Origin of the sequence: Agrococcus citreus (genome assembly GCF_039527715.1) — a bacterium.
GTDB classification, from domain to species: domain Bacteria; phylum Actinomycetota; class Actinomycetes; order Actinomycetales; family Microbacteriaceae; genus Agrococcus; species Agrococcus citreus.
On the sequence record NZ_BAAAKK010000001.1, the window covers coordinates 389,934 to 414,568 of the forward strand.

Consider the following 24,635-nt stretch of genomic DNA (forward strand, 5'->3'; position numbering starts at 1 on the left):
GGTCGCGCCCTTCGTCCGTGCTCGGAGGCTGAGCCTCAGAACGTGACGACCTGGCGGATCGCCTTCCCGTCGGCGAGCGTGTCGAGCGCCTCGTTGAGCTCCTCGAGCCGGATCTCGCTCGTGACGAGCGCCTCGACGTCGAGCCTGCCCTCGCGCCACAGCTGCTCGTAGCGTGGGATGTCGCGCGCGGGCACGGCCGAACCGAGGTACGAGCCGATCACGGTGCGCGCCTCGGCCGTGAACGTGAGCGGCGAGAGCGACGAGCGCGCGTCCGGATGCGGCAGGCCGACGGTCACGGTCGTCCCGCCCGCCGCCGTGAGGGCGAACGCGGTCTCGAACGCCCTCGGGTGCCCGGCGGCCTCGATGACGACGGGCGCGCGCAGGCCCTGCGCGATCGCGTCGTCGGGCGAGAGCGCGACGGCCGCGCCCAGCTGCAGGGCCGTCTCGAGCTTCGCGGGCACGGCATCCACCCCGATCACGCGGCCGAGGCCGAGCGAGACGGCGGCGAGCAGCGCGGCCATGCCGACCCCGCCGAGCCCGACGATGACGATGTCGTCGCCCTCGCGCGGCTTGCCGGCGTTGATGACGGCACCGCCACCCGTGAGCATCGCGCAGCCGAGCACCGCGGCGACCTGCGGGGGCACGTCGGCGCCGACCGGCACGACCGAGCGGCGATCGAGCACCGCGTGCGTCGCGAAGGCCGAGACGCCCAGGTGGTGGTGCACGTCGGTCGCGGATGCGCCGTCGCCCTCGTGCAGCCGGCGACCGCCGCCCAGCAGCTCACCGGCGCCGTTCGACGCCGAGCCGCGCTCGCACGGCAGCCGGCCGTCGGTCGCGCACGCGGCGCACTCGCCGCAGCGCGGCAGGAACGTGGTGACGATGCGGTCGCCGACCGCGACGTCGTCGACGCCGGCGCCGACCGCCTCGACGATGCCGGCGGCCTCGTGGCCGAGCAGCATCGGCACGGGGCGGGGCCTGGCGCCGTCGACGACCGACAGGTCGCTGTGGCACAGGCCCGCCGCCTCGATGCGCACGAGCAGCTCGCCCGGTCCCGGCTCGTCGAGCTCGAGGTCGACGAGCTCGAGCGGCCGCGAGGAGGCGAAGGGGCGCTCGGCGCCGATCGCGCGCAGCACCGCGCCGCGGATGCGCATCAGCGGCCGTCCCAGCCCGCGACGGTGCCGTCGGGGCTCGCCTCGCGCACGACGAGCGTGCAGTCCTTGCCGCCCAGGTCGTCGTCGAGCAGCCGCTGCAGCTGGTCGCGGATGAGCGTCGCCGCGGGCACCTTGACGCCGGTCGCCTCGGCGCCCGCGACGGCGAGCGCGATGTCCTTGTGGCACAGCATCGCCGAGAAGGATGCGTCGAAGTTGTCGTTCGCGGCGGCGCCCTGCACGACCCCCGGCACGGGGTACCAGGTGCGCAGCGCCCACGAGTCGCCCGACGAGACGCGCGCGACGTCGAAGAACGCCTTCGGGTCGAGGCCCAGCTGGTGCGCGAGCTGCGAGCCCTCCGACATCGCGAGGACCGAGATGCCGAGCATCATGTTGTTGACGAGCTTCGCCGCGATGCCGTGCGTCGCCTCGCCGACGGCGAAGACGTTGCCGGCCATCGGGGCGACGATCTCCTTCGCGTCGGCGACGTCGTCCTCGACGCCGCCGAGCATGAACGTGAGCGTGCCGGCCTGCGCGCCCTGCGTGCCGCCCGAGACGGGGGCATCGACGAACCGGAGGCCGCGCGAGCCCGCCTGGCCGTGGCACCACTGCGACGTCTCGATGTCGACCGTCGACGTGTCGAGGATGAGCGTGCCCGGCTTCGCGTGCGCGAAGACGCCGTCGTCGCTCTCGAGCACCTGGCGCACGTGGTCGCCCTTCGGCAGGCTCAGGATGACGACGTCCGCGCCCTCGACCGCCTCGGCGATCGAGCCGACCGGCGCGATGCCGTGCTCCGCCGCCCGCTCGCGCAGCGCATCCACGACATCGAAGCCGCGCACCTCATGACCCGCGGCGACGAGGTGGGAGGACATCCGGCTGCCCATGTTGCCGAGTCCGATCCAGGCGATTGACGTCATCGTCGATTCCTTCCATTGGTGTGCTGCAACGCTATCCCGTGGGATGCAGGACGGGCGGCGAGGATGCCCTCGCCGCCCGTCCCGATCACTCGCCCTGATCGACGATCAGAGCGTGCCCTTCTCGGCGAGCAGGCGCTCGCGGTCGATGTCGTCGACGTCGTGGAGCGAGATGCCCTTCGTCTCCTTGAGCGCGAGCACCGCGATGAGCGTGATGATGCACGCGACCACGATGTAGAGCGCGACCGGGATGTAGCTGTCGAACTGGCTCAGCAGCGCCGTCGCGATGATCGGCGCGAGCGAGCCCGCGACGATCGACGTGACCTGATAGCCGAGCGAGACGCCCGAGTAGCGCATGCGCGTCGGGAACAGCTCCGCCATGATGGCCGGCTGGCCGGCGTACATGAGCGCGTGGAACAGCAGGCCGATGATGATGCCGAGCAGGATGATGATGTCGCTGCCGGTCTCGAACATCGGGAAGGCGATGAAGCCCCACGTCGCACCGAGCAGCACGCCCGCGAGGTACATGGGCTTGCGGCCCACGACGTCGGTGAGCTTGCCGACGATCGGCACGAAGATGAAGTGCGCGACGTGCGCGATCGCCATGAGCCCGAGGATGCGCGAGACGTCGTACTCGAGGTACGTGCGCAGGTAGACGATCGAGAACGTCACCACGAGGTAGTAGAGCACGTTCTCCGCGAAGCGGAGGCCCATGGCCGTGAGCACGCCCTTGGGGTAGCGCTTGAGCACCTCGAGCACGCCGTACGCCTGCGCGTTCGACTGCGCGACCTCGTCGCGGACCTGCTGGTAGATCGGAGCGTCGGTGACGCGCGTGCGGATGTAGTAGCCGACCGCGACGATGACGACCGAGAGCCAGAACGCGATGCGCCAGCCCCACGCGAGGAAGTCGTCGTCGGAGAGGGTCCACTGGAGCACGAGCAGCACGACCGTGGCGATGAGGTTGCCGGCAGGCACGGCGGCCTGCGGGAACGACGACCAGAAGCCGCGCTCCTTGTTGGGGGAGTGCTCTGCGACGAGCAGCACGCCGCCGCCCCACTCGCCGCCGACCGCGAAGCCCTGGAAGAAGCGCAGGACGACGAGCGCCGCAGGAGCGAAGTAGCCGATCTGGTCGAACGTGGGCAGGCAGCCCATCAGGAACGTGGCGACACCGACCAGGATGATCGCGAACTGCAGCATCTTCTTGCGGCCGTACTTGTCGCCGAAGTGGCCGAAGACGATGCCGCCGAGCGGACGGGCGATGAAGCCCACCGCGTAGGTCAGGAACGCGCTGATGATCGGGAAGTACGGATCGTCGTTCGCGGGGAACATGATCAGGTTGAAGACGATCGTGGACGCCGTGGCGTACAGGAAGAACTCGTACCACTCGACGACGGTGCCGGCCATGGCCGCAGTGACGACGCGGCCCAGACCCTTCCGGTCGTTGTCGCGCGTGGTGTCGTGCGCGGGTGCTGTCATGCCTACCTCCTCGTAGGTGCACGGGACTGTGCGCGGTGAATCTAACATGACGGATGGTTCAGGTGCGTCCGGTGCGCCGCGACACGCAGAGAGGGGCGCCCGTGCGGGCGCCCCTCTCTGCGTGTCGATCGCGATGCGCGGCGAGCGGCCGCGCATCGTCGGGTCAGTCCTCGCTGCGGCTGCCGAAGACGATCTCGTCCCAGCTCGGCATCGACGCGCGCGACCCCCGCTTGCGGCCGCCGACCGGGCCGGTCGCCGTGGCGCGCTGCGGGCGCTGCTCCTCCGGCTCGGCGGAGGGCTGCTGCTGCTGGGACTGCGCCTCTGCCTCGAAGAGCGCGGGCTCGCTCTCGGCGGTGCGCAGCGCTGCCTCGCGCTCGCTGCGCCGGCGGCGCAGGGCGTCGAGCAGCTCCGCCGTGTGGTTCGGCTGCGACGAGGCGGCCGGCCGGTTGATCGCGGCGGCCTGCACGTTCTCGGGCTGGCTGCCGACCTCGCCGCCGCGGCGGCGCAGCCACGGGTTGTCGGCCTTCGTCGGCTCGCGGCGCTCGTCGACCGAGCTCTCGACGGCTGCGGTGGACGACACGGCCTCCTCGAGGTCGGCGGCGGCCTCGACGGGCTCGGGAGCGGAGCGCGACGTGCCTCGCTGGATGCGGAACGCATCCGAGTCGAAGCGACCGGCGTCGGTCGCGGCGCGCTGCGAGATCGGCGGAGCGGGCTGGTCGTCAGCCGGCGCAGGCGACGACGAGGGCGACGCGGCCGGCTCGTCGGCGCTCGCCGGCGCGGCGGGGCGCGACTGGCGGTCGATCGCGCGCAAGCGGGGCACGAGCACGCTCGAGGCGTCGCTCGACTGGCTCAGCGAGACCGCCTCCTTGCCGCGCGGCGTGAGCGTGGCCTTCTTCGCCTCGTAGCCCCACAGCGCCTCGTGCTGGATGCCCTCGGTCGTGAAGCGCAGGCGCACGGTCCACGCGCCGCCGTCGGCGTCCTTCCACGATGCCCAGGAGCGGTCGGTCGCGCGCAGGTCGTCGAGGCGCTCCTCGATCGCGGCGCCGAAGGTCGTCTCCTGCGCGAGCGGGTCGATGTCGCCGGACGCGACGGGGATCGAGAGCGCGGAGTCGAGCACGTGCGCCCGCTCGGCGAGCACCGGGCCCTCGAAGCGCTCGATGTAGGCGAGCTCCTCACCGGTCGACGAGGCGACCTGCTCGGCGGTCATGCCGCCGCGGATGAGGGACTGGATGTCGCGCGGGCTCGCCTTGCGCTCCCGGTGGGGGATGGCGCTCGGCGTCTTCCGACGCTCGGGCAGTGCATCGACGGGCACGCTGAAGCGCTCGCCGGAATCGGACTCGAGGATGAGCACGCCGTCCTCGACGCCGATGACGCTCAGCTGCTGCATGATTCGTCGTTCCTTCCTGGCGGTGTCGGTCCGAGCCAGCATCCCACGCGGTCGGGCCGCCACGCGGGAATGGCGCGGGCGCGCCGTGCGTTCCGACGGATGCACGGATCCGTGCGGCCTCCTCAGGGAGTCCGGACGAGGTATCTGATTTGCGGTGCGGTGCCGATTCGTGCAGACTGTGCGCCGACGCCGCTCCCACCCCAAGCAAGGACTGCCCTCATGGCCACCGATTACGACGCCCCGCGTAAGACCGACGACAGCGAGAACGAGTCGATCGAGGCGCTCAAGGAGCGAGTCCCCGCGAAGAGCGTCGCCACCGACGACGACGCCGACAACCCGGGCAGCTTCGACCTCTCCGCGGCCGACCTCGCCGACGTCGAGCTCGACGTCGTCGTGCTGCCGCCGCAGGAGGACGAGTTCACGTGCGTGCACTGCTTCCTCGTGAAGCACCGCCTGCAGTTCGACCACGAGACGAAGCTCGGGCCGATCTGCCGCGAGTGCGCCAACTGATCCACCGATAGGCAGCGCCCGTCGCCCTCGAGGCGGCGGGCGCTTCTCGCTGCGTGCACTCCTGCTCGTCGAGCCGGACGGGCCCTGCTGGTCGAGCCGGACGGGGCGCCCCGCTCCCCGCCCGAGTCGAGACCACGTCGCTCCCTGCTGGTCGAGCCGGACGGGGCGCCCGCGCCGCGCCCGAGTCGAGACCACGTCGCTCTGGCGTCAGGCCCCCGAGGCGACCGACCGCGCGTCCCGGATCGCCGAGGCGAGCTGCTCGGGCCGGCGCGAGCTGATCACCCACGCGCCGGTGGGATCGCTCGGATCCTCGACCGCCACGCGGACGACCGACTTCGTCCACGGCGAGATCACGTGGTGGTCGCCCGGGTTCCAGTCCGCCCGCAGCGCCGCGGTCGCGTCGGCGCCCTGGAGCGCATCCGCCGCGCCCAGGTGCACGACGTCGATGCGCGCCCTGCCCGCGCGGAGCATCCCGGCCTGCACCTCGACCACGGGCGCGCCGAGCCACAGCACCGCGACGATGATCGCGTAGAGCCCCACCGCGACCGCTGCGCCGACGCGGAGGTCGACGGGCAGGAACACGAGGAGCGCCGCGGGCACGATGAGCAGCAGGAGCAGGAGCATCCACCACGGCGGCACGAGCCGCTCGCGGTACGAGTGGGCGGGGTTCATGCCTCCATCATCCCGCGTGCGGCGAGGTGCTGCCGCGGAGCGTGTTCCTCGACCGGCCGGGGCTCGGCTAGCCTCGACTGCGATGGAGCAGGTCGAAGTCTTGGTCACCGGATCGCCGGTGCCGTCCTACGCGCACCCGGGCGATGCCGGTGCCGACGTCCACGCCGCCGAGGCGCTCACGCTCGAGCCCGGCCAGCGAGCGCTGGTCGGCACGGGCGTCGCGATCGCGCTCCCGGACGGCTTCGCGGCGTTCGTGCATCCCCGCAGCGGCTTGGCCGCGAAGCACGGGATCACGATCGTCAACGCTCCGGGCACCGTCGACGCGGGCTACCGCGGCGAGATCAAGGTGAACCTGCTCAACACCGGCACCGAGCCCCACCGCATCGAGGTGGGGGACCGCATCGCGCAGCTCGTCGTGCAGCGCGTCGAGCGCGTGCGCTTCATCGAGGTCGAGCGCCTGCCGGGATCGGACCGGGGCGAGCGCGGGCACGGATCGACGGGCCACGGCACCGTCCAGGAGGGGATCGCACGATGACCGACACCACCGAGGGCGCAGAGCAGCTGCCCGACGACGAGGCGCTCGTCGAGAAGAGCGCACCCGACGACCGGGCCGAGGTCGGTCCGCTCGACGAGGCCGAGGCTCCCGTGCGCCCGTACGTCGACCTGGGCGGCCTGCGCATCGTGCCCCGTCCCGGCATGCAGATGCGCCTCGAGGTCGAGGAGAAGACGAAGCGGATCGTCGCGGTCACGCTCGAGCACGAGGGCTCGACCGTGCAGCTCCAGCCGTTCGCCGCGCCTCGCAGCGAGGGCATCTGGGCGCCCGTGCGGGAGGTGCTCCGCTCGCAGCTCGAGCGCCAGGGCGCGACGGTCGACGACGCCGACGGCCTCCTCGGGCCCGAGCTCCGCGCGCACCTGCCGTCCGGACCGGACGGCTCGCCGCGCGCGGTGCGCATCATCGGCGTCGACGGCCCGCGCTGGATGCTCCAGGGGCTCATCGGCGGCAAGGCCGCGCTCGACGACGAGCAGGCCGCCAAGGCGATCGAGCTCTTCCGCTCGACCGTCGTGTGCCGCGGCGCGCAGCCGATGCCGCCGCGCGAGCTCATCCCGCTCACGGCTCCGAAGTCGGTCTGATGGCGGACGAGCGCGCCGAGCCAGGGCAGCCCGACGCGCCCGAGCCGTCCTTCTCCGACCAGGTCGGCGCCGCCATCCGCGGCTCGACGCTCGGCCACCTCGACCCCGCGTCGAAGCCCTCGCCGCACGCGCTGCTCGCGGCGATGGGCGGCGCGCGCGGGCTCGTCGAGTCGCTGCTGCCCGGCATCCTCTTCCTGGTGCTCTACGCCACGACGAAGGACGTCCTGCTCGCGGTGCTCGTGCCGCTCGTCGTCTCGGTCGGATTCGTGGCGTGGCGCGTGGTGCAGAAGGGCCAGCCCGTGCTCGCCTTCGCCGGGCTCATCGGCGTCGGCATCTCGGCGGCGGTCGCGCTCCTCACGGGCCAGGGCGAGGACAACTTCCTGTGGGGGTTCACCGTCAACGCGGTGCTCGTCGTCGTGCTCGTGGTGAGCATGCTGCTGCGCCGCCCGCTCGTCGGCATCATCGCCGGCGCACTCACCGCCACCCCCTACGCCTGGCGCACCGAGCGCGCCAAGCGCGCCGTCGCGTGGCGCGCGACGGTGCTGTGGCTCGCCGTGATCGGCGCGCGGCTCGCGCTGCAGGTGCCCATGTACTTCGCCGCCGACGCCGGCACGCCCGGCGCGGTCGAGCTGCTCGCGGCCACGAAGCTCGCGATGGGCGTGCCGCTCTACCTCGCCGCGCTCTGGGTCACGTGGCTCATGGTGCGCTCCGTGCTGGACACGCAGGCGGATGCGGCGGAGGCCGACGCGCGGTAAGATATCTTGACGTCAAGATATCTCTCCCTCTGCCCGCCATGTCGGCCGGTCCGAGGCATACACTCGAGGCGCAGCCAGCGCATCCCGTGAGACCCCTAAGGAGTCACGATGGCGAACCCGAACAGCTTCGACAGCAAGGACACGCTGTCGGTCGGAGGCACCGACTACACGGTGTACCGGATCGACAAGGTGGAGGGCCACGAGCGCCTCCCGTTCAGCCTCAAGGTGCTGCTGGAGAACCTCCTGCGCACCGAGGACGGCGCGAACATCACCAAGGAGCAGATCCAGTCGGTCGGCTCGTGGGTCGCCGACTCGGAGCCCTCGACCGAGATCCAGTTCTCGCCGGCCCGCGTGGTCATGCAGGACTTCACCGGCGTGCCGTGCATCGTCGACCTCGCCACCATGCGCGAGGCGGTCGCCGAACTCGGCGGCGACCCGAAGAAGATCAACCCGCTCGCGCCCGCAGAGCTCGTGATCGACCACTCCGTCATCGCCGACCTCTTCGGCACGACCGACGCGCTCGAGCGCAACGTCGAGATCGAGTACGAGCGCAACGGCGAGCGCTACCAGTTCCTGCGCTGGGGCCAGACGGCGTTCGACGACTTCAAGGTCGTCCCGCCGGGCACCGGCATCGTGCACCAGGTGAACATCGAGCACCTCGCGAAGGTCACCTACGCCCGCACCTTCGACGGCGAGCTCACCGCCTACCCCGACACCGTGGTCGGCACCGACTCGCACACGACGATGGTCAACGGCCTCGGCGTGCTCGGCTGGGGCGTCGGCGGCATCGAGGCCGAGGCGGCCATGCTCGGCCAGCCCGTGTCGATGCTCATCCCGCGCGTGGTCGGCTTCAAGCTCACCGGCGACATCCCGCCGGGCGTCACGGCGACGGATGTCGTGCTCACCATCACCGAGATGCTCCGCAAGCACGGCGTGGTCGGCAAGTTCGTCGAGTTCTACGGCACGGGCGTCGCCGCGGTGCCGCTCGCGAACCGCGCCACGATCGGCAACATGAGCCCCGAGTTCGGCTCGACGGCCGCGATCTTCCCGATCGACGACGTCACGCTCGACTACCTGCGCTTCACCGGTCGCAGCGAGGAGCAGGTCGCGCTCGTCGAGGCGTACTCCAAGCAGCAGGGCCTCTGGCACGACCCCTCGGTCGAGCCGACGTTCTCGGAGTACATGGAGCTCGACCTCTCGACCGTCGTCGCGTCGATCGCCGGCCCGAAGCGCCCGCAGGACCGCATCCAGCTGACCGACGCGAAGCAGCAGTTCTCGCGCGACCTCACGAACTACGCGACCGCGACCGAGGAGCCGGCCGGGCAGCCGACCGAGAAGGACGTCGTCGACGAGGCGGTCGAGGAGAGCTTCCCCGCCTCCGACCCCGCATCGTTCACGCCCGCGACCGACGAGGAGCTCGTCGCACCGACCGCGGCCGCGCCCACGTCGACCCCGACGGCCGAGCGCATCTCGCAGCGCGTCCCGGTGGAGCTCGGCGGCGAGTCGTTCGAGCTCGACCACGGCCACGTCGCGATCGCCGCGATCACGTCGTGCACGAACACGTCGAACCCCTCGGTCATGCTCGCCGCCGGCCTGCTCGCGCGGAACGCCGTCGAGCGTGGCCTCAAGGCGAAGCCGTGGGTGAAGACCACGCTCGCGCCGGGCTCGAAGGTCGTCACCGACTACTACGACAAGTCGGGCCTGACGAAGGACCTCGACGAGCTGGGCTTCTACACCGTCGGCTACGGCTGCACGACGTGCATCGGCAACTCGGGACCGATCATCGACGAGGTCTCGGCGGCGGTCAACGACCACGACCTCGCCGTCACCGCGGTGCTCTCGGGCAACCGCAACTTCGAGGGTCGCATCAACCCCGACGTGAAGATGAACTACCTCGCGTCGCCGCCGCTCGTGATCGCGTACGCGCTCGCCGGCACGATGGACTTCGACTTCGACCAGCAGCCGCTCGGCAAGGGCAAGGACGGCCAGGACGTGTTCCTCGCCGACATCTGGCCCTCCGCCGAGGAGGTGCAGGCGACGATCGACTCGTCGATCGACACCGAGATGTTCACGACGCAGTACGCGGCGGTGTTCGACGGCGACGACCGGTGGCGCAACCTGCCGACGCCCGCCGGCGACGTCTTCGAGTGGGATGCGTCGTCGACGTACGTGCGGAAGCCCCCGTACTTCGACGGCATGACGATGGAGATCACGCCGGTCGCCGACATCACGGGCGCTCGCGTGCTCGCGAAGCTGGGCGACTCGGTCACGACCGACCACATCTCGCCCGCCGGCAGCATCAAGGCCGACAGCCCCGCAGGCCGCTACCTCACCGAGCACGGCGTCGCGCGGCCCGACTTCAACTCCTACGGCTCGCGCCGAGGCAACCACGAGGTCATGATCCGCGGCACGTTCGCGAACATCCGTCTGAAGAACCTGCTGCTCGACGGCGTGGAGGGCGGCTACACCCGCGACTTCACCACGCCCGAGGGCGACCAGTCCTTCATCTACGACGCGTCCGCCAACTACCAGGCGCAGGGCACCCCGCTCGTCGTGCTGGGCGGCAAGGAGTACGGCTCGGGATCGAGCCGCGACTGGGCCGCGAAGGGCACGAGCCTGCTCGGCGTCAAGGCGGTCATCACCGAGTCGTTCGAGCGCATCCACCGCTCGAACCTCATCGGGATGGGCGTCGTGCCGCTGCAGTTCCCCGCCGGCGAGACGTGGGAGTCGCTCGGCCTCGACGGCACCGAGGAGATCTCGATCACGGGTCTCACGCAGCTGAACGAGGGCGTCACGCCCAAGACGGTGCACGTCGTCGCGAGCCCGACGGCGCACAGCCCCGAGGGCAAGCAGCCGGTCGAGTTCGACGCGGTCGTCCGCATCGACACGCCCGGTGAGGCGGACTACTACCGCAACGGCGGCATCCTGCAGTACGTGCTGCGGTCGCTCGTGTGATCCAGCGGTGACGCATAGGAAGGCCCCCTCGAGCTGAGGGGGCCTTCCTGGTCTCGGCGGCTACGATGGGGGACCTATGGCGATCCTCGAGCAGATCACGGGCCCTCGCGACCTCGACGGGCTCTCCCGCGAGCAGCTGGCGGAGCTGGCGGCGGAGATCCGCGCGTTCCTCATCCGCGAGGTCTCGCGCACCGGTGGGCACCTGGGACCCAACCTCGGCGTCGTCGAGCTCACGATGGCGATGCATCGCGTCTTCCACTCGCCGCGCGACGCCTTCGTCTTCGACACCGGGCATCAGTCGTACGTGCACAAGCTGCTCACGGGGCGCCAGGACTTCTCGCGCCTGCGCCAGCGGGGCGGCCTCGCCGGCTACCCGCAGCGCGCCGAGAGCGAGCACGACATCGTCGAGTCAAGCCACGCCTCCTCGTCGCTCTCGTGGGCCGACGGCATCAGCCGGGCCTTCGACATCACCGGTCAGCACGATCGCACGGTCGTCGCGGTCGTCGGCGACGGCGCCCTCACCGGCGGCATGACGTGGGAGGCGCTCAACAACATCTCCGACGACAACCGGCGCCGGCTCGTCATCGTCGTCAACGACAACGGCCGCTCCTACGCGCCCACGATCGGCGGCATGGCGCGCTTCCTCAACGGCGTGCGCACCCAGCGCTCCTACACGAGCCTGCGCAGCACCTCCGAGCAGCTGTTCTCGCGGCTCGGCCACCCCGGCCGCGCCGTCTACCGCGGCGTGCGCGGTGCCACGCACGGCTTCCTCACGCGCTTCGTCAACAACGAGGTGCTCTACTCCAACCTCGACATCAAGTACCTCGGCCCGATCGACGGCCACGACCTCGAGGCGCTCGAGGAGGCGATGCAGCAGGCGCGCGACTTCGGCGCGCCCGTCATCGTGCACGTCATCACCCAGAAGGGCCAGGGCTTCGATCCCGCGATCAACGACGAGGCCGACCAGTTCCACGCCGTCGGCCAGATCGACCCCGAGACGGGCGAGGCGATCGCGAGCGCGGGCAGGCCATCGTGGACCTCGGTCTTCGCCGAGGAGCTCGTCTCGATCGCGCGGGCGGACGAGCGGATCGTCGGCATCACCGCCGCGATGCTGCGCCCGACGGGGCTCGACCGCCTCGCCGCCCTCGACGCATCCCGGGTGCTCGACGTCGGCATCGCCGAGCAGCACGCCGTCACGACGGCCGCCGGCCTCGCCTTCGGCGGGCTGCACCCGGTCGTGGCGATCTACGCGACGTTCATCAACCGCGCCTTCGATCAGGTGCTCATGGACGTCGCCCTGCACAAGGCGGGCGTCACGTTCGTGCTCGACCGCGCGGGCGTCACGGGTCCCGACGGCCCCAGCCACCACGGGATGTGGGATCTCGCGTTGCTGCAGTTCGTGCCCGGCATCCGGCTGAACGCGCCGCGAGACGCGGCGCGGCTCGAGGAGGCGCTGCGCGAGGCGGTGCTCGTCGACGACGCGCCCACGGTCATCCGCTACCCAAAGGGCTCCGTGCCCAACCAGCTCGACGCCGTCCGCCGCACCGACGACGGCGTCGACGTGCTGCTCGAGGCGCCGCACCGCGACGTGCTCCTCATCGCGATCGGTCCGTTCGCGCACCTCGCGATGGACGTCGCGCAGCGAGTGCAGGCGCAGGGCATCGGCGTCACCGTCGTCGACCCGCGGTGGGTCGTGCCCGTCGCGCCGTCGATCGTCGAGCTCGCCCGCGACCACCGCATCGTCATCACGCTCGAGGACGGCGTGCGCGTCGGCGGCATCGGCACGCGCGTGCGGCAGGACCTCCGCGCCGCAGGCGTCGACACCGCGGTCGACGAGCTCGGCCTGCCGGATGCGTTCATCGACCACGCGGAGCGGGCCGAGATCCTCGAGGACGCGGGCCTGTCGGCGCAGACGATCGCCCGCAACATCGTGCAGCAGGTGCTCGGCACCGGTCGCGTGCCGATCGCCCGGCCGCTGCCGGGCGAGGACGAGCTGCGGCTCGACCCCGACGTGCGCGTGCGCGGCGAGGCGCCCGCCGACTGAGCTCGCGCTGCGCTCTCGCCGACTGAGATCGGCACGGCGGCTGCCGCCGGTCGAGGGTCGGCACAGAGGCTCCCGACGGCTGAGGACGGCGCAGCGTGCCGCCCCGTTCTCCACAGCGGCGCCGCTCTCCGCGACGGCGCGGCCCGCGGATGCGCTTCCATGCCCGGCATGGACGACGGCACCCGAGAGCACGTGAGCGTCGAGCGGCTGCTCGAGCTCGGCGACTTCCCGATCGACGACGACGCGGCGCTGCTCGACCGCGCGAGGAGCCTCATCCGCGAGGGCTTCGTGCGCCGGCTGTGGCTGCTGCTGCTCGACGCCGACGGCATCATGCTGCCGCGGCTGACGCAGATCGACCAGACGCCGGTGACACCCGAGGCCGAGGCGAGCCCGGCGCTCCGCCGGCTCATCGCCGGCATCGCCGAGGGTGGCATGTCGGTCGCCTTCGTGCTCGAGCAACCGGGCGCGTCGATGCCGACGCCCGACGACTGGGCGTGGCACGAGGCGATCCGGCGCGCGGGCGACGGCCTCGGCGGCGCGCTGCGCGGCATCCTCCTCGCCCACGGCGGCGGCGTCGACCTGCTCCAGCCGCGCGCGCCGAGCCGGTCGGCGTGACGCGCTCGCGCAGCGCGCCGCGGGCGGCGATGCTCCGGCCGCTGCCCCGGCATGCCACGCTGGGTGCATGGACCTGGAGGTGTCGGCCGCGCTCACGATCCCCGCCGCAGAGCTCGGCTGGCGGTTCTCCCGGTCGTCGGGGCCTGGCGGGCAGCACGTCAACACCTCCGACAGCCGCGTCGAGCTCGTCTGGAGCGTCGCCGGCTCGGCCGTGCTCTCCGACGACCAGCGCACGCTGCTGACGGCCCGGCTGGGGCGACGCCTCGTCGCGGGGGCGATCACCGTCACGGCCTCGGAGCGGCGGTCGCAGCTGCGCAACCGCGAGGTCGCGCTCCGCAGGCTCGCCGAGCTCGTCGCCGAAGGGCTCGTTCCCGAGGCCGCGCCTCGGCGCACGACTAGGGCGACGCGCGGCTCGGTGCGGCGGCGCCTCGCGGCGAAGCAGCAGCGGTCGCAGACCAAGCAGCAGCGGCGCCGGCCCTCCGCCGAGTAGCCGCCGTCGGCTGCCGCGACGGTCCGCGTATCGTGGCGGCATGACCTGGACCGAGGCCGACACCGCCGCGCGCATCGCCGTGCCCGACGCGTTCGCCGACAAGCACCGCCGCGGCGTGCTCGGTGCCATCACCGGCTCCGAGCGCTACCCGGGCGCGGCCGTGCTCGGGGTCGAGGCCGCGCACCGCACGGGCGTGGGCATGGTGCGACTCATCGCGCCACGCCGCGTCGAGGACCTCGTGCTCGCCCGCCGGCCGGAGGCGGTCACGGGTGAGGGTCGGGTCGAGGCGTGGCTCATCGGCAGCGGTCAGGACGCTCGGCTGCGCACCGCGACGCTCACCGCGACGCTCGAGGCCGCGCTCGGCAGCGGCGCGCCGATCGTCATCGATGCGGGCGCCCTCGACCTCGCCGCCGACGCCGCCGGTGCCGCCGTCGTGACGCCGCACCACGGCGAGCTCGTGCGCATGCTCCGGCAGGCGGGCATCGAGACCGACACCGAGGCGGTGCGGCACTCACCGGGGCACTGGGCGCGCACGGCCGCGGAGGCCTGCGGCGTCGTCGTGCTCCTCAAGGGAGCGGAGACGATCGTCGCGGCTGTCGACGGCACGCTGATCGCGGTGCCGCCCGCAACGCACTGGCTCGCGACCGCAGGCTCCGGCGACGTGCTCGCCGGCATCCTCGGGGCGCTCGTGGCGACGCACGCCGGCGAGGTGCACGCCGACCCGTCGCGGCTCGCAGAGCTCGCCGCATCCGCTGCCGTCGTGCATGGACTGGCCGCGGAGCGCGCGAGCGGTGGCGGTCCGATCGCCGCGCTCGACGTCGCCGAAGCGCTGCCCGCGACGATCGCGGCCCTCCTCGAGCGCTGACGCGCCGGAGCGCGCCTACGCCCGCAGCAGGAGCCCGGTCAGCACGAGCTCGCGCACGCGCGGCAGCAGATCGGCGGCGAGGATGTGCTCGTCGACCTCGAGCAGGCCCGCGATCGCCCCGACGAGCACGCCCACCGAGAGCTCGCCGTCGCTCGCGCCCACGAGCGCGGCGAGCGCCGTGTCGACCGAGAGCGTGCGGCCGAGCGCGCCGCCCTGCCGCAGCTCGATGACGTTGGGGCCGGCGGCACCGGGCAGCTGGTGGCGCGCCTCGGTGACATCCGGAGCGGTGATGAGGTGCGCGTCGGCGAGCGCCGCGTCGTCCAGCGCCGCGAGCCACGCCGCGGCGTCGAACGACTCGGCCAGGTGCGCGCCGACGTGCTCGAGCGCGAGCGCGTGCGGCACCCGCTCGAAGCGGGCGAGCGCCATGCGCTCGCCGGTCGCCGGTCGGCGCAGCGCGAGCCAGCCCATCCCCACCGCCGAGACGCCGCGCGCCTCGAAGTCGTCGAGCCACGCGTCGAGCAGCGCGTCGTGCCCCGGGTCGCGGGGGAGCGTGCCGCCGTCCCGGAGCCACAGCTCCGCGTAGCGCACCGGGTCGAGCGACTCCCGCTCGATCGCCCACGCGTCGAGCCCGTCGCCGATCCAGGCGCGGGTGCGGTCGAGGCCCGCATCGGCGCCGATCGTCTCCCAGTTGCCGAGCAGGCGCGCGACGCCGCCGGGCGCCAGGTGCGCCTCGATGCCGCCCACGACCGCCGCCATGAGCGCGTCGCCGGTCGCGCCGCCGTCGCGGTACTCGTAGGCGGGCACGCCCTCCGCCCGCGGGGTGATGACGAAGGGAGGGTTCGAGGCGATGAGGTCGAAGCGCTCGCCCGCCACGGGCTCGAACAGCGAGCCGAGGCGCGTCTCGATCCCGTCGACGCCGTTGAGGCGGGCGTTGAGCGCCGTGAACCAGAGCGCGCGCTCCGAGATGTCGGTCGCCACCACGCGATCGGCGAAGCGGCGCAGGTGCAGGGCGATGACGCCGCATCCCGTGCCGAGGTCGAGGGCGGTGCCGCCGGAGGCCGGCGGCAGCAGCGCGGCGAGCGTCCTCGCGGCACCGCCCACGCCGAGCACGTGGTCGGGGCGCAGCGGCGAGACGCCGGCGAGCTCGTCGAGGTCGCTCGCGATCCACCACTCGCCGCTGCCGCGCGCGTCGCGATAGGCAAGCGGCCGGATGGCCACGAGCGGGGCGACCGCCCCGTCGCGGCGCTCCGCGACCCCGAGCGCGACCGCGCCGTCGACGCCGAGCGACGGGAGCGCATCCGCGAGCTCGGCAGCGCCCACCGCGTCGCCGAGCACGAACGCGCGCACGAGCGTCGCGAGCGGCGTCGCCGCGCGGCGGGCGGCACGTCGCGCGGGCTCCGCGACCATGCGGCCGAGCGCCGCCTCCGCGTGCTCGCCCACGAGCGCACGGACGCCCTCGCCCGTGAGCCCCGCTGCTGCGAGGTCATGGGCGAGGGCGTCGACGTGCGCGGGATGCATCCCGCCAGTCTGCCGGATCGGGCGGCCGGATCAGGCCGTCGGACCCGCGATCCGCGGCTCGTGGAAGGTGCCGCCGAAGACGCGCTCCGACGCTCCCACTCGGTCGAGGTACGGCGTGATGCCGCCCATGTGGAACGGCCAGCCGGCGCCGAGGATCATGCAGAGATCGATGTCCTCCGCGGCCTCGACGACCGCGTCGTCGAGCATGCGCTTGATCTCGTCGGCGAGGCCGTCCTCGATCCGCAGCCGCAGCTCGTCGACCGTGAGCGGCACCGCGCCCTTCGGCGTGTGCTTCGCGACGATCTTCCGCGCGCGCTTGTCGATGCCCTTCGGGTCGCCCTTCGCGTCCTTCTCGAGCAGCACGCCCGCCTCGGCGAGCTCGTGCAGCGCCGGCGACTCGAAGAAGCGGTCCGGGAAGGCGCCGTGGTGCGTGTCGAGCACGTGGGCGCCGACCTTGAGGCCGACGAGGTCGAGCAGCACGAACGGGTCCATCGGGAAGCCGAATGCGCGCTGCGCCGCGACGACGTCCTCGAACGACGAGCCCTGCTCGACCGCGTGCATCGCCTCGCCGAGCAGCTTCGCGAGCACGCGGTTGACGACGAACCCGGGGGTGTCGCGCGTGATGACCGCATTCTTCTTCAGGTCCTTCGAGACGCGCATCGCGGTGGCGAGGGTCGCGTCGTCGGTCTGCGGCGTCTTCACGACCTCGATGAGCGGCATGACCGCGACCGGGTTGAAGAAGTGGAAGCCGACGAGGCGCTCGGGGTGCGCGAGCTTGGCCCCGATCTGCTCGACCGAGAGGCTCGACGTGTTCGTCGCGAGCACGGCGGTCTCGGACAGGTGCGGCTCGACCTCGGCGAAGACCTGCTGCTTGACGCCGAGCTCCTCGAAGACGGCCTCGATCACCCAATCGCAATCGGCGAAGTCGGCCTTGTCGACGGTGCCCGAGATGAGCGCGGAGAGGCGCTTGCCCTCGTCGTCCGAGACGCGGCCCTTGCCGACGAGCGCCTCGATCTCGCTGCGGATGCCCGCCACGGCCTTGTCGACGCGGCCCTGGTCGAGATCGGTGATGACGACCGGCACCTGCAGTCGGCGGAGGAACAGCAGCGCGAACTGGCTCGCCATGAGCCCCGCGCCGATGATGCCGACCTTCGTGACGGGCTTCGCGAGCGCCTTGTCGGGAGCGCCCGCGGGGCGCTTCGCGCGCTTCTGCACCAGGTTGAACGCGTAGATCGACGCGATGAACTGGTCGCCCACCGCGAGGTCGGCGATCGCCTCGTCCTCGGCGGCGAAGCCGGCGACGCGGTCGTTCTTGCGCGCGAGCTCGAGCAGGTCGAGCGCTCGGTACGGCGCGGCGGGCACGGTGCCGATCTTCTTCTGCAGCATGTCGCGCGCGATCCGGAGCGCCACCGGCCACTTGACGGTGCGCTCGATCGCGCCGGGCACGTGCGGCCGCTCGACCTTCTTGCCGCCGAGCACGTCGTCGGCCCAGTGCAACGACGACTCGAGGAACGACGCGGGACCGAACATCGCGTCGGCGATGCCGAGCTCGAGCGCCTCGGCCGGCTTCAGCATCCGGTTCTGCTTGAGCGGGTTCTCGATCACGACCTTGAGCGCGCGCTCGATGCCGATGAGGTTCGGCAGGATCGTCGCCCCGCCCCAGCCGGGCACGAGGCCGAGGAACACCTCGGGCAGCGCGACCGCGGGCGCGGCGGCGTTGATCGTGCGGTAGTCGGCGTTGAGGCCGATCTCGAGCCCACCGCCGAGCGCGAGCCCGTTGATGAACACGAACGTCGGCGCCGGCGCCTCGTGCAGCAGGCCCAGCACGCGGTGCCCGAGTCGCGGCAGCTCAGCGGCCGTGGCGCGGTCGGGGATGTCGGCGACGTTGCTGAGGTCGACGCCGGCGGCCAGGAAGTACGGCTTGCCGGTGACGGCGATCGCGTCGATCTCGCCCTTCGAGGCGCGCTCGCGCTGCGCCTCGAGCGCGTCGCCGAGCTCGAAGAGCGTCTCGGGCCCGAGCGTCGAGGGACGCGTGTGGTCGCGGCCGTTGTCGAGCGTGACGAGCGCCATCGTGCGGCCCGAGGGCAGCGCGATGTCGCGGACGTGGCTGTGCGTGACGACCTCGTCGAACGCGGCGGCTGCGAGCCGCGGGAACTCCTCGCGGATGGCCATCAGTTGCCCTTCCCGTAGCGCTTGTGGTGGGGGTTCTCCCAGATGACGGTGCCGCCCTGGCCGAGGCCGACGCACATCGCGGTGACGCCGAAGCGCACGTCGGGGCGCTGCTCGAACTGGCGCGCGAGCTGCAGCATGAGGCGCACGCCCGACGAGGCGAGCGGGTGGCCGATCGCGATCGCGCCGCCCCACGGGTTGATGCGCGGGTCGTCGTCGTCGATGCCGAAGTGATCGGTGAAGGCGAGCACCTGCACGGCGAACGCCTCGTTGAGCTCGAAGAGACCGATGTCCGAGATGTCGAGGCCCGCCTTGCGGAGCGCCTTCTCGGTCGACGGCACGGGGCCGATGCCCATGATGTCGGGGTCGACGCCGGCGAACGCGAATGAGACCATCCGCATCTTCGTCGTCAGGCCCAGCTCCTTCGCGGCGGCGCCGGAGGCGACGATCGACATCGTCGCGCCGTCGTTGAGGCCGGATGCGTTGCCGGCCGTCACGCGGCCGTGGTCGCGGAACGGCGTCTTGAGGCCCGCGAGGCCCTCCATCGTCGTCGTCGGGCGCGGCGCCTCGTCGGCGGTCGCGAGGCCCCAGCCGGCCGAGGACTGCGTCGCGACGGGGATGAGGTCGTGCTGGATGTGCCCGGCCTCGAGCGCGGCGGCGTACTTCTGCTGCGAAGCCATCGCGTAGCGGTCGGAGCGCTCCTTGGTGAGGTGCGGGAACCGGTCGTGGATGCGCTCGGCGGTCTTGCCCATGTTGAGGGCGTCCATCGAGACGAGCTTCTCCGAGACGAACCGCGGGTTCGGGTCGGCGTCGAGGCCCATCGGGTGCCGGCCCATGTGCTCGACGCCGCCGGCGATCGCGACGTCGTACGCGCCGAAGGCGATGCCGCCCGCGACGGTCGTGACGGCCGTCATGGCGCCCGCGCACATGCGGTCGAGCGCGTAGCCGGGCACGGTGACGGGGAGCCCGGCGAGCATGCCCACGGTGCGGCCGAGCGTGAGGCCCTGGTCGCCCGTCTGCGTCGTCGCGGCGACCGCGACGTCGTCGATGCGGTCGAGCGGCAGGCTCGGGTTCCGCTCGAGCAGGCCGGTGAGCGCCTTGACCGCGAGGTCATCCGCTCGGGTCTGCCAGTACATGCCCTTCTCGCCCGCACGCCCGAATGGGGTGCGGACGCCGTCCACGAACACGACGTCGTCGTTGGCCACGATGCCTCCTGATTGGGGGTGATTGCGGCATCAGTGTAGGAAGGCGGCCGCAGGCGCCGCTCGGCGGTTGCCGCTTCCTACGAGGGCGCGTCCGAGGGGTCGGGATCGGCTTGGCCAGCCTCTACAAACGCAGCGGCGATCCTCTGTGCAGTCGCGGCAACCTGCCACGGTCGCGCATCGCGCTCCCGGAGCGCCTCCGCGACCGCATCCTCGGTCACCTCGATCGGGTCCCAGGCGAGGCGACGGACGGTGTCGGGCGAGAGGAGGTTCTCCGCCGGCATCGACAGCTCGTCGGCGACCGCCTGCACCGCCGCTCGCGCGTGCCGCAGCCGCACGTCGGCCTCGGGCTTGCGGCTGCGCCAGAAGCGCGGGGGCGGCGGCTCGTCCGAGCGCACGCGCAGCGACGGCTGCTCGGTCGAGGCGCGACCCGCCTCGATCGCCGCCCACCAGCGGTCGAGCTCGCTCCGGCTCGCGCGCCCGGTGAAGTCCTTGCGGGCGGCGAGCCTGCCCTTCGCGTCGACGTCGGCCATCGCCGCGGCGAGCAGCGAGCGGTCGGGCACGAGCCGACCGGGGGCCGTGTCGGTCTCGCGCGCGAGCGCGTCGCGCGCGAGCCACAGCTCGCGCGCGACCGCCAGCTGCCGGCGGTCGCGGATCGCCTGGATGCCGGAGAGCCGCCGCCACGGCTCGGCGGCCGGGGGCTTGGGCCGGCGCTCGAGCGCGTACGCGAACTCCTGCTCGGCGATATCCTGCTTGCCCTGGCGGGCGAGCTCCTCGGCGAGCGCATCTCGAGCGTCGGGCAGCACCTCGACGTCGAGGGCCGCGTACTCGAGCCACGCGCGCGGGATGGGCCGCGCCGACCAGTCGCTCGCGCCGTGCTCCTTGCGGAGGGTGAGGCCCACGAGCCGCTCCGTGACGGCGGCGAGGCCGACGCGCTCGAAGCCGGCGAGCCGGGCGCCGAGCTCGGTGTCGAACAGGGTCGCGGGCGCGAGCCCCACCTCGCGTAAGCAGGGGAGGTCCTGGCTCGCGGCGTGGATGATCCACTCCTCGCCGCCGATCGCCTCCTGCAGCGGCGAGAGGTCGTCGATCGCGGTCGGGTCGACGAGCACGGTCCCCGAGCCGCGCCGGTGCAGCTGCACGAGGTACGCCTTCGCGGTGTAGCGGAAGCCGTTCGCGCGCTCGGCGTCGACGGCGACCGGGCCCGTGCCCGCCGCGAGCCGGTCGGCGGCCGCCTGGAGCGCATCCGGATCGGTGACGACCTCGAACGGTCCCTGCGCGACCGCCTCCGGGAGCGCCGGTGCGTCGCGCTCAGCCACGCGTGCGCCTGTGCGCGTCGAGGCCCGTCGCGCCGGGCTGCACGGGCAGGCCGGCGATCGCGCACAGCAGATCGGTCCAGGCGGTCAGGTGCGCGCCGAAGTCGTGGCCGGTGGGCGTCCACGACGCGCGCAGCTCGATCTGGGCGCCGTCGCCCTGGGCGGCGAGCTCGCCGAAGCCGCTCGAGAGGATCTTCGTCGCGGTGCCCGACTCCGAGTGGTGCTCGGCGCCGCGCTGCTCGAGCGCCTCGAGCAGGTACGTCCACGTCACCTCGGCGAGGAACGGGTCGACGCCGATCTCCGGATCCTGCGAGGCCTGCGTGAAGCTCACGATGCGGAAGTCGCCGCCCCAGGCCTCGGGCTCCTCCGGATCGTGCATGAGGATGAACCGGCCGGTGCCGAGGTCGGAGTCGCGCCCGTGGCTCGGGGTGCCGACGTCGGCCGCGATCGCGAACGAGTGCGGCGCGATGCGCCCGGGAGCGGGGATCTCGCGCACCGACAGCTCGCTGCGCAGCTCCGCGCGCCGCAGCTGGTCGACGGCAGCGCGGAACGCCGCAGGTTCCTGGGCTGGGGCTGCACCGCTCGTGTCCACTCGGCAAGACTACGATTCCACCGTGAGCACCAGAGCGAGGCGCGCCGCCGGGGACGCCGGGGCAGCCTCCACCGGCTCGCGGCGGGCCGGCGCCCTCGCCCTCGCGGCGGCCGGCGCGCTCGTCGCAGGTGCGGGCCTTGCCGTCACCGGCGCATCGGCGGTGCTCGGGTCGATGCTCGTCACGCCGCCGCGCACGCAGCCCGACGACATCCGGGTGCTCGGCGTCGATGCCCGCGGGGTGCGGCTCGGCCGCACGCCCGACACGGGGCTGCCCGGCGTCTACGCGCTGTGGGTGGGTGAGCGCCTCGCCGTGCTCGGCCCCGTCGTCGCCGAGGATGCGCACAGCGTCACGCGAGCGATCGACGAGCCGGCGCGCGAGCTGCTCTCCGGCGCCTCGAGCGCCCGCTGGTCGGGCTACGCGCTCCACCGGCCGCAGGACGTCACCGATGCCGTGGAGCGCGTCGACATCCCCACCGAGCTCGGCCCCGCGCCCGCGTGGATCATGGGCGACCAGGAGGCCTCGACCTGGTGCATCCAGATCCACGGCCGGGGCGTGACGCGGCGCGAGACGATCCGCGCCGTGCCCGCGTTCCTCGAGCGCGGCATCCCGTGCATCGCGGTGTCGTACCGCAACGACACCGAGGCGCCGCCGAGCCGCGACGGCAAGTTCCGGCTCGGGCTCGACGAGTGGCGCGACGTCGACGACGCGATCGGCCTGGCCGTCGCGCGCGGGGCTCGGCGGATCGTGCTCATGGGCTGGTCGATGGGCGGGCAGATCGCGCTGCAGCTCGCGCGCCGCTCGCGGCACCGCCGCCGGATCGTGGGCGTCGTGCTCGACTCGCCCGTCGTGGGGTGGCGGCCGACGCTGCGGCTGCAGGTCGCACTCGTGCGCATGCCCGCGTGGCTCGTCGAGACCGCCGTCGGGCTGCTCGAGTCGCCGGCGTCGGTGCTGTCGGGCAGCCGCAGCCTCGACTTCGACGAGCTCGACAACGTGCTGCACGCGGATGCGCTCACGCAGCCCATCCTGCTGCTCCACTCCGCCGACGACGGCTTCGTGCCGCCGGACGCCTCGCGCGCGCTCGCCGAGGCGCGGCCCGACATCGTCGACTACCGCGAGTGGCGCACCGCGCGGCACACGAAGCTGTGGAACCTGGACCGCGGCCGCTACCTGCGCGACATCGGCGGCTGGCTCGACGCCCGCGGCATCGCGGCCTTCGACTGACGCGCCAGCCGCCCCGCCGAGCAGCGCACCGCCCCCGGGCGGGCCCGCGGGTGGTCACGACACGCCGCACCGACCCGGTCTGTGACGGCGTGTCGTGACCACCCAGGGCCTCGGGCGCGGCGTGTCGTGACCACCCGAGGGAAGGCGGTCAGGCGGCGGAGCTCTTCTCGCGCACCTGTCGCTGGATGCGGCCGAGCATCCCGGCCATGCCGCGCAGCCGCAGCGGCGAGACGGCGCGGTCGAGGCCGAGCAGCCGCGGCATGTCGGCGGGCACGGCGAGCACCTGGTCGACGCTCGCGCCCTCGAGGCCCTGCGCCAGGATCGACGCGAAGCCGCGCGTCGTGGGCGACTCCGCGGGCGCCGTCGCGTGCACATGCACGGCGCTACCGCCCTGCGCGCCATCGCGCTGTGCGCCATCGGGCTGTGCGCCATCGGGCTGCACGCCGTCGCCCTGTGCACCATCGGCCTGGGCACCGTCCACCTCGACGAAGAGGAACACGGGCGACTGGCACTCGGCGACACGCTCGAGCAGGTCGGGGTGCTCGGCGTAGCGGGCCGGCAGCTCGGGCAGCTCGTCGGAGAACTCGAGCAGCAGCTGCAGGCGGTCCTGCTCCTCCATGGCCTGGAAGTCGTCGACGGTGCGCTGGAGCGCTGGAGTGAGCGTCATCGCGACGGCACCGTCCCCGGCTCGTCGCCGATCGCGATCGGCACGCCGACGAGCGAGCCCCACTCGGTCCACGAGCCGTCGTAGTTGCGCACGCCGGGCAGGCCGAGCAGGTGCGTGAGCACGAACCACGTGTGGCTCGAGCGCTCGCCGATGCGGCAGTAGGCGATCACGTCGTCGGCGCCGCGCAGCCCGGCGCCGTCGAGGTAGATGGCCTCGAGCTCGGCGCGGGAGCGGAACGTTCCGTCGTCGTTGACGGCCTTGCCCCACGGCACGCTCGCCGCGGTGGGGATGTGGCCCGCGCGCAGCGCGCCCTCGTCGGGGTAGGCGGGGGCCGTCGTGCGCAGACCTGCGTACTCCTCGGGGCTCCGCACGTCGACGAGCGGCTTGCCGAGGTGCGCGAGCACGTCGTCGCGGAAGGCTCGCAGCGATCGGTCGTCGCGCTCGACGACGGGGTAGTCGACCGCGGGGCGGCGAGAGGGCTCGCGCGAGAGCTCGCGGCCCTCGGCGATCCACGCGTCGCGGCCGCCGTCCATGATGCGCGTGCGGTCGTGGCCGTAGAGGGCGAAGACCCACAGCGCGTAGGTGGCCCACCAGTTGGCCTTGTCGCCGTAGAAGACGACGGTCGTGTCGCGGCCGATGCCCTTGCGGCCCAGCAGCGCCGCGAACGCCTCGGGGGAGAGGTAGTCGCGCTGCACGGGGTCGTTGAGCTCGGTGTGCCAGTCGATCTTCACGGCGCTCGGGATGTGCCCGACCTCGTAGAGCAGCACGTCCTCGTCGGACTCGACGATCACGACGTCCGGGTCGTCGAGGTGCGCGGCGACCCAGTCGGTGGAGACGAGGCGATCGGGCGCGGCGTACTCGGCGAAGCGGGGCTCGGACTCGGTCACGGCGTCTCCTTCTCGGGCGCGGCGCCCGGCGGGTTCGTGGGCCTGACTAGGCTCGTTGGAGGGAACGCCATCATCCCATCGAAATTCCCCTTCGACCTTCCCT

At 72.8% G+C, this 24,635-nt stretch carries 22 protein-coding genes; 10 read left to right on the plus strand and 12 right to left on the minus strand.

Annotated features, from left to right (window positions below):
* Window positions 1-35 precede the first annotated feature (35 nt).
* The 4 genes from ABD106_RS01915 to sepH form a co-directional block, all read right to left on the minus strand.
* A complete protein-coding gene (locus ABD106_RS01915) occupies window positions 36-1,151 on the minus strand; it encodes an alcohol dehydrogenase catalytic domain-containing protein (protein ID WP_343916759.1) in 1,116 nt (371 codons plus the stop codon).
* Complete coding sequence (locus tag ABD106_RS01920) at window positions 1,151-2,110, minus strand: NAD(P)-dependent oxidoreductase (RefSeq protein WP_343917854.1); 960 nt, start codon at window positions 2,108-2,110, stop codon at window positions 1,151-1,153. Before ABD106_RS01920 ends, ABD106_RS01915 begins: the two co-directional genes overlap by 1 nt.
* A 60-nt stretch (window positions 2,111-2,170) precedes the next feature.
* Complete coding sequence (locus ABD106_RS01925; protein WP_343916761.1) at window positions 2,171-3,538, minus strand: MFS transporter; 1,368 nt, start codon at window positions 3,536-3,538, stop codon at window positions 2,171-2,173.
* A gap of 163 nt (window positions 3,539-3,701) precedes the next feature.
* On the minus strand, window positions 3,702-4,925 hold the full coding sequence (gene sepH / locus ABD106_RS01930; RefSeq protein WP_343916763.1) for a septation protein SepH: 1,224 nt from the start codon (window positions 4,923-4,925) through the stop codon (window positions 3,702-3,704).
* Between the two features lie 219 nt (window positions 4,926-5,144).
* On the opposite strand from sepH, the gene ABD106_RS01935 reads away from it, so the two are divergent.
* On the plus strand, window positions 5,145-5,435 hold the full coding sequence (locus ABD106_RS01935; protein WP_343916765.1) for a DUF4193 domain-containing protein: 291 nt from the start codon (window positions 5,145-5,147) through the stop codon (window positions 5,433-5,435).
* A gap of 207 nt (window positions 5,436-5,642) precedes the next feature.
* On the opposite strand, the gene ABD106_RS01940 is transcribed toward ABD106_RS01935, so the two are convergent.
* Entirely contained in the window at window positions 5,643-6,107 is a 465-nt protein-coding gene (locus tag ABD106_RS01940; RefSeq protein WP_343916767.1) for a DUF3093 domain-containing protein, read from the minus strand.
* A gap of 82 nt (window positions 6,108-6,189) precedes the next feature.
* On the opposite strand from ABD106_RS01940, the gene dut reads away from it, so the two are divergent.
* The 8 genes from dut to ABD106_RS01980 all read left to right on the plus strand — a co-directional run bounded on the left by dut (window position 6,190) and on the right by ABD106_RS01980 (window position 14,962).
* Complete coding sequence (gene dut / locus ABD106_RS01945; protein WP_343916769.1) at window positions 6,190-6,642, plus strand: dUTP diphosphatase; 453 nt, start codon at window positions 6,190-6,192, stop codon at window positions 6,640-6,642.
* Window positions 6,639-7,238 carry a DUF3710 domain-containing protein gene (locus tag ABD106_RS01950; protein ID WP_343916771.1) on the plus strand — a complete coding sequence of 200 codons (600 nt, stop codon included), beginning with the start codon at window positions 6,639-6,641 and terminating at the stop codon, window positions 7,236-7,238. Before dut ends, ABD106_RS01950 begins: the two co-directional genes overlap by 4 nt.
* Window positions 7,238-7,993 (plus strand): DUF3159 domain-containing protein, encoded by a 756-nt coding sequence (locus ABD106_RS01955; protein ID WP_343916773.1) that lies wholly within the window; start codon window positions 7,238-7,240, stop codon window positions 7,991-7,993. Before ABD106_RS01950 ends, ABD106_RS01955 begins: the two co-directional genes overlap by 1 nt.
* Before the next feature lie 108 nt (window positions 7,994-8,101).
* Complete coding sequence (locus ABD106_RS01960) at window positions 8,102-10,948, plus strand: aconitate hydratase (protein WP_343916776.1); 2,847 nt, start codon at window positions 8,102-8,104, stop codon at window positions 10,946-10,948.
* Window positions 10,949-11,024: 76 nt separating this feature from the next.
* Entirely contained in the window at window positions 11,025-12,992 is a 1,968-nt protein-coding gene (gene dxs / locus ABD106_RS01965) for a 1-deoxy-D-xylulose-5-phosphate synthase (protein ID WP_343916778.1), read from the plus strand.
* 168 nt (window positions 12,993-13,160) lie between these two features.
* On the plus strand, window positions 13,161-13,607 hold the full coding sequence (locus ABD106_RS01970; protein ID WP_343916780.1) for a hypothetical protein: 447 nt from the start codon (window positions 13,161-13,163) through the stop codon (window positions 13,605-13,607).
* 67 nt (window positions 13,608-13,674) lie between these two features.
* Window positions 13,675-14,097 carry an alternative ribosome rescue aminoacyl-tRNA hydrolase ArfB gene (arfB, locus tag ABD106_RS01975; protein WP_343916782.1) on the plus strand — a complete coding sequence of 141 codons (423 nt, stop codon included), beginning with the start codon at window positions 13,675-13,677 and terminating at the stop codon, window positions 14,095-14,097.
* A 40-nt stretch (window positions 14,098-14,137) separates the two neighbouring features.
* Window positions 14,138-14,962 carry an ADP-dependent NAD(P)H-hydrate dehydratase gene (locus ABD106_RS01980; protein ID WP_343916784.1) on the plus strand — a complete coding sequence of 275 codons (825 nt, stop codon included), beginning with the start codon at window positions 14,138-14,140 and terminating at the stop codon, window positions 14,960-14,962.
* 15 nt (window positions 14,963-14,977) lie between these two features.
* On the opposite strand, the gene ABD106_RS01985 is transcribed toward ABD106_RS01980, so the two are convergent.
* The 5 genes from ABD106_RS01985 to ABD106_RS02005 form a co-directional block, all read right to left on the minus strand.
* Window positions 14,978-16,480 carry a DUF7059 domain-containing protein gene (locus ABD106_RS01985; protein WP_343916786.1) on the minus strand — a complete coding sequence of 501 codons (1,503 nt, stop codon included), beginning with the start codon at window positions 16,478-16,480 and terminating at the stop codon, window positions 14,978-14,980.
* A 30-nt stretch (window positions 16,481-16,510) separates the two neighbouring features.
* Window positions 16,511-18,652 (minus strand): 3-hydroxyacyl-CoA dehydrogenase NAD-binding domain-containing protein, encoded by a 2,142-nt coding sequence (locus tag ABD106_RS01990; RefSeq protein WP_343916788.1) that lies wholly within the window; start codon window positions 18,650-18,652, stop codon window positions 16,511-16,513.
* Complete coding sequence (locus ABD106_RS01995) at window positions 18,652-19,857, minus strand: thiolase family protein (RefSeq protein WP_343917856.1); 1,206 nt, start codon at window positions 19,855-19,857, stop codon at window positions 18,652-18,654. The genes ABD106_RS01990 and ABD106_RS01995 overlap by 1 nt, the downstream gene beginning before the upstream one ends.
* Before the next feature lie 74 nt (window positions 19,858-19,931).
* Window positions 19,932-21,167 carry an HRDC domain-containing protein gene (locus tag ABD106_RS02000; protein ID WP_343916790.1) on the minus strand — a complete coding sequence of 412 codons (1,236 nt, stop codon included), beginning with the start codon at window positions 21,165-21,167 and terminating at the stop codon, window positions 19,932-19,934.
* Entirely contained in the window at window positions 21,160-21,756 is a 597-nt protein-coding gene (locus ABD106_RS02005) for a DUF3000 domain-containing protein (protein WP_343916792.1), read from the minus strand. The genes ABD106_RS02000 and ABD106_RS02005 overlap by 8 nt, the downstream gene beginning before the upstream one ends.
* Before the next feature lie 22 nt (window positions 21,757-21,778).
* On the opposite strand from ABD106_RS02005, the gene ABD106_RS02010 reads away from it, so the two are divergent.
* On the plus strand, window positions 21,779-22,978 hold the full coding sequence (locus ABD106_RS02010) for an alpha/beta hydrolase family protein (RefSeq protein WP_343916794.1): 1,200 nt from the start codon (window positions 21,779-21,781) through the stop codon (window positions 22,976-22,978).
* Window positions 22,979-23,126: 148 nt separating this feature from the next.
* On the opposite strand, the gene ABD106_RS02015 is transcribed toward ABD106_RS02010, so the two are convergent.
* Complete coding sequence (locus ABD106_RS02015) at window positions 23,127-23,645, minus strand: SufE family protein (protein WP_343916796.1); 519 nt, start codon at window positions 23,643-23,645, stop codon at window positions 23,127-23,129.
* The gene (locus ABD106_RS02020) at window positions 23,642-24,532 is read right to left on the minus strand and encodes a sulfurtransferase (RefSeq protein ID WP_343916798.1); all 891 of its coding nucleotides are present in this window, start codon (window positions 24,530-24,532) and stop codon (window positions 23,642-23,644) included. The genes ABD106_RS02015 and ABD106_RS02020 overlap by 4 nt, the downstream gene beginning before the upstream one ends.
* Window positions 24,533-24,635: the final 103 nt, after the last annotated feature.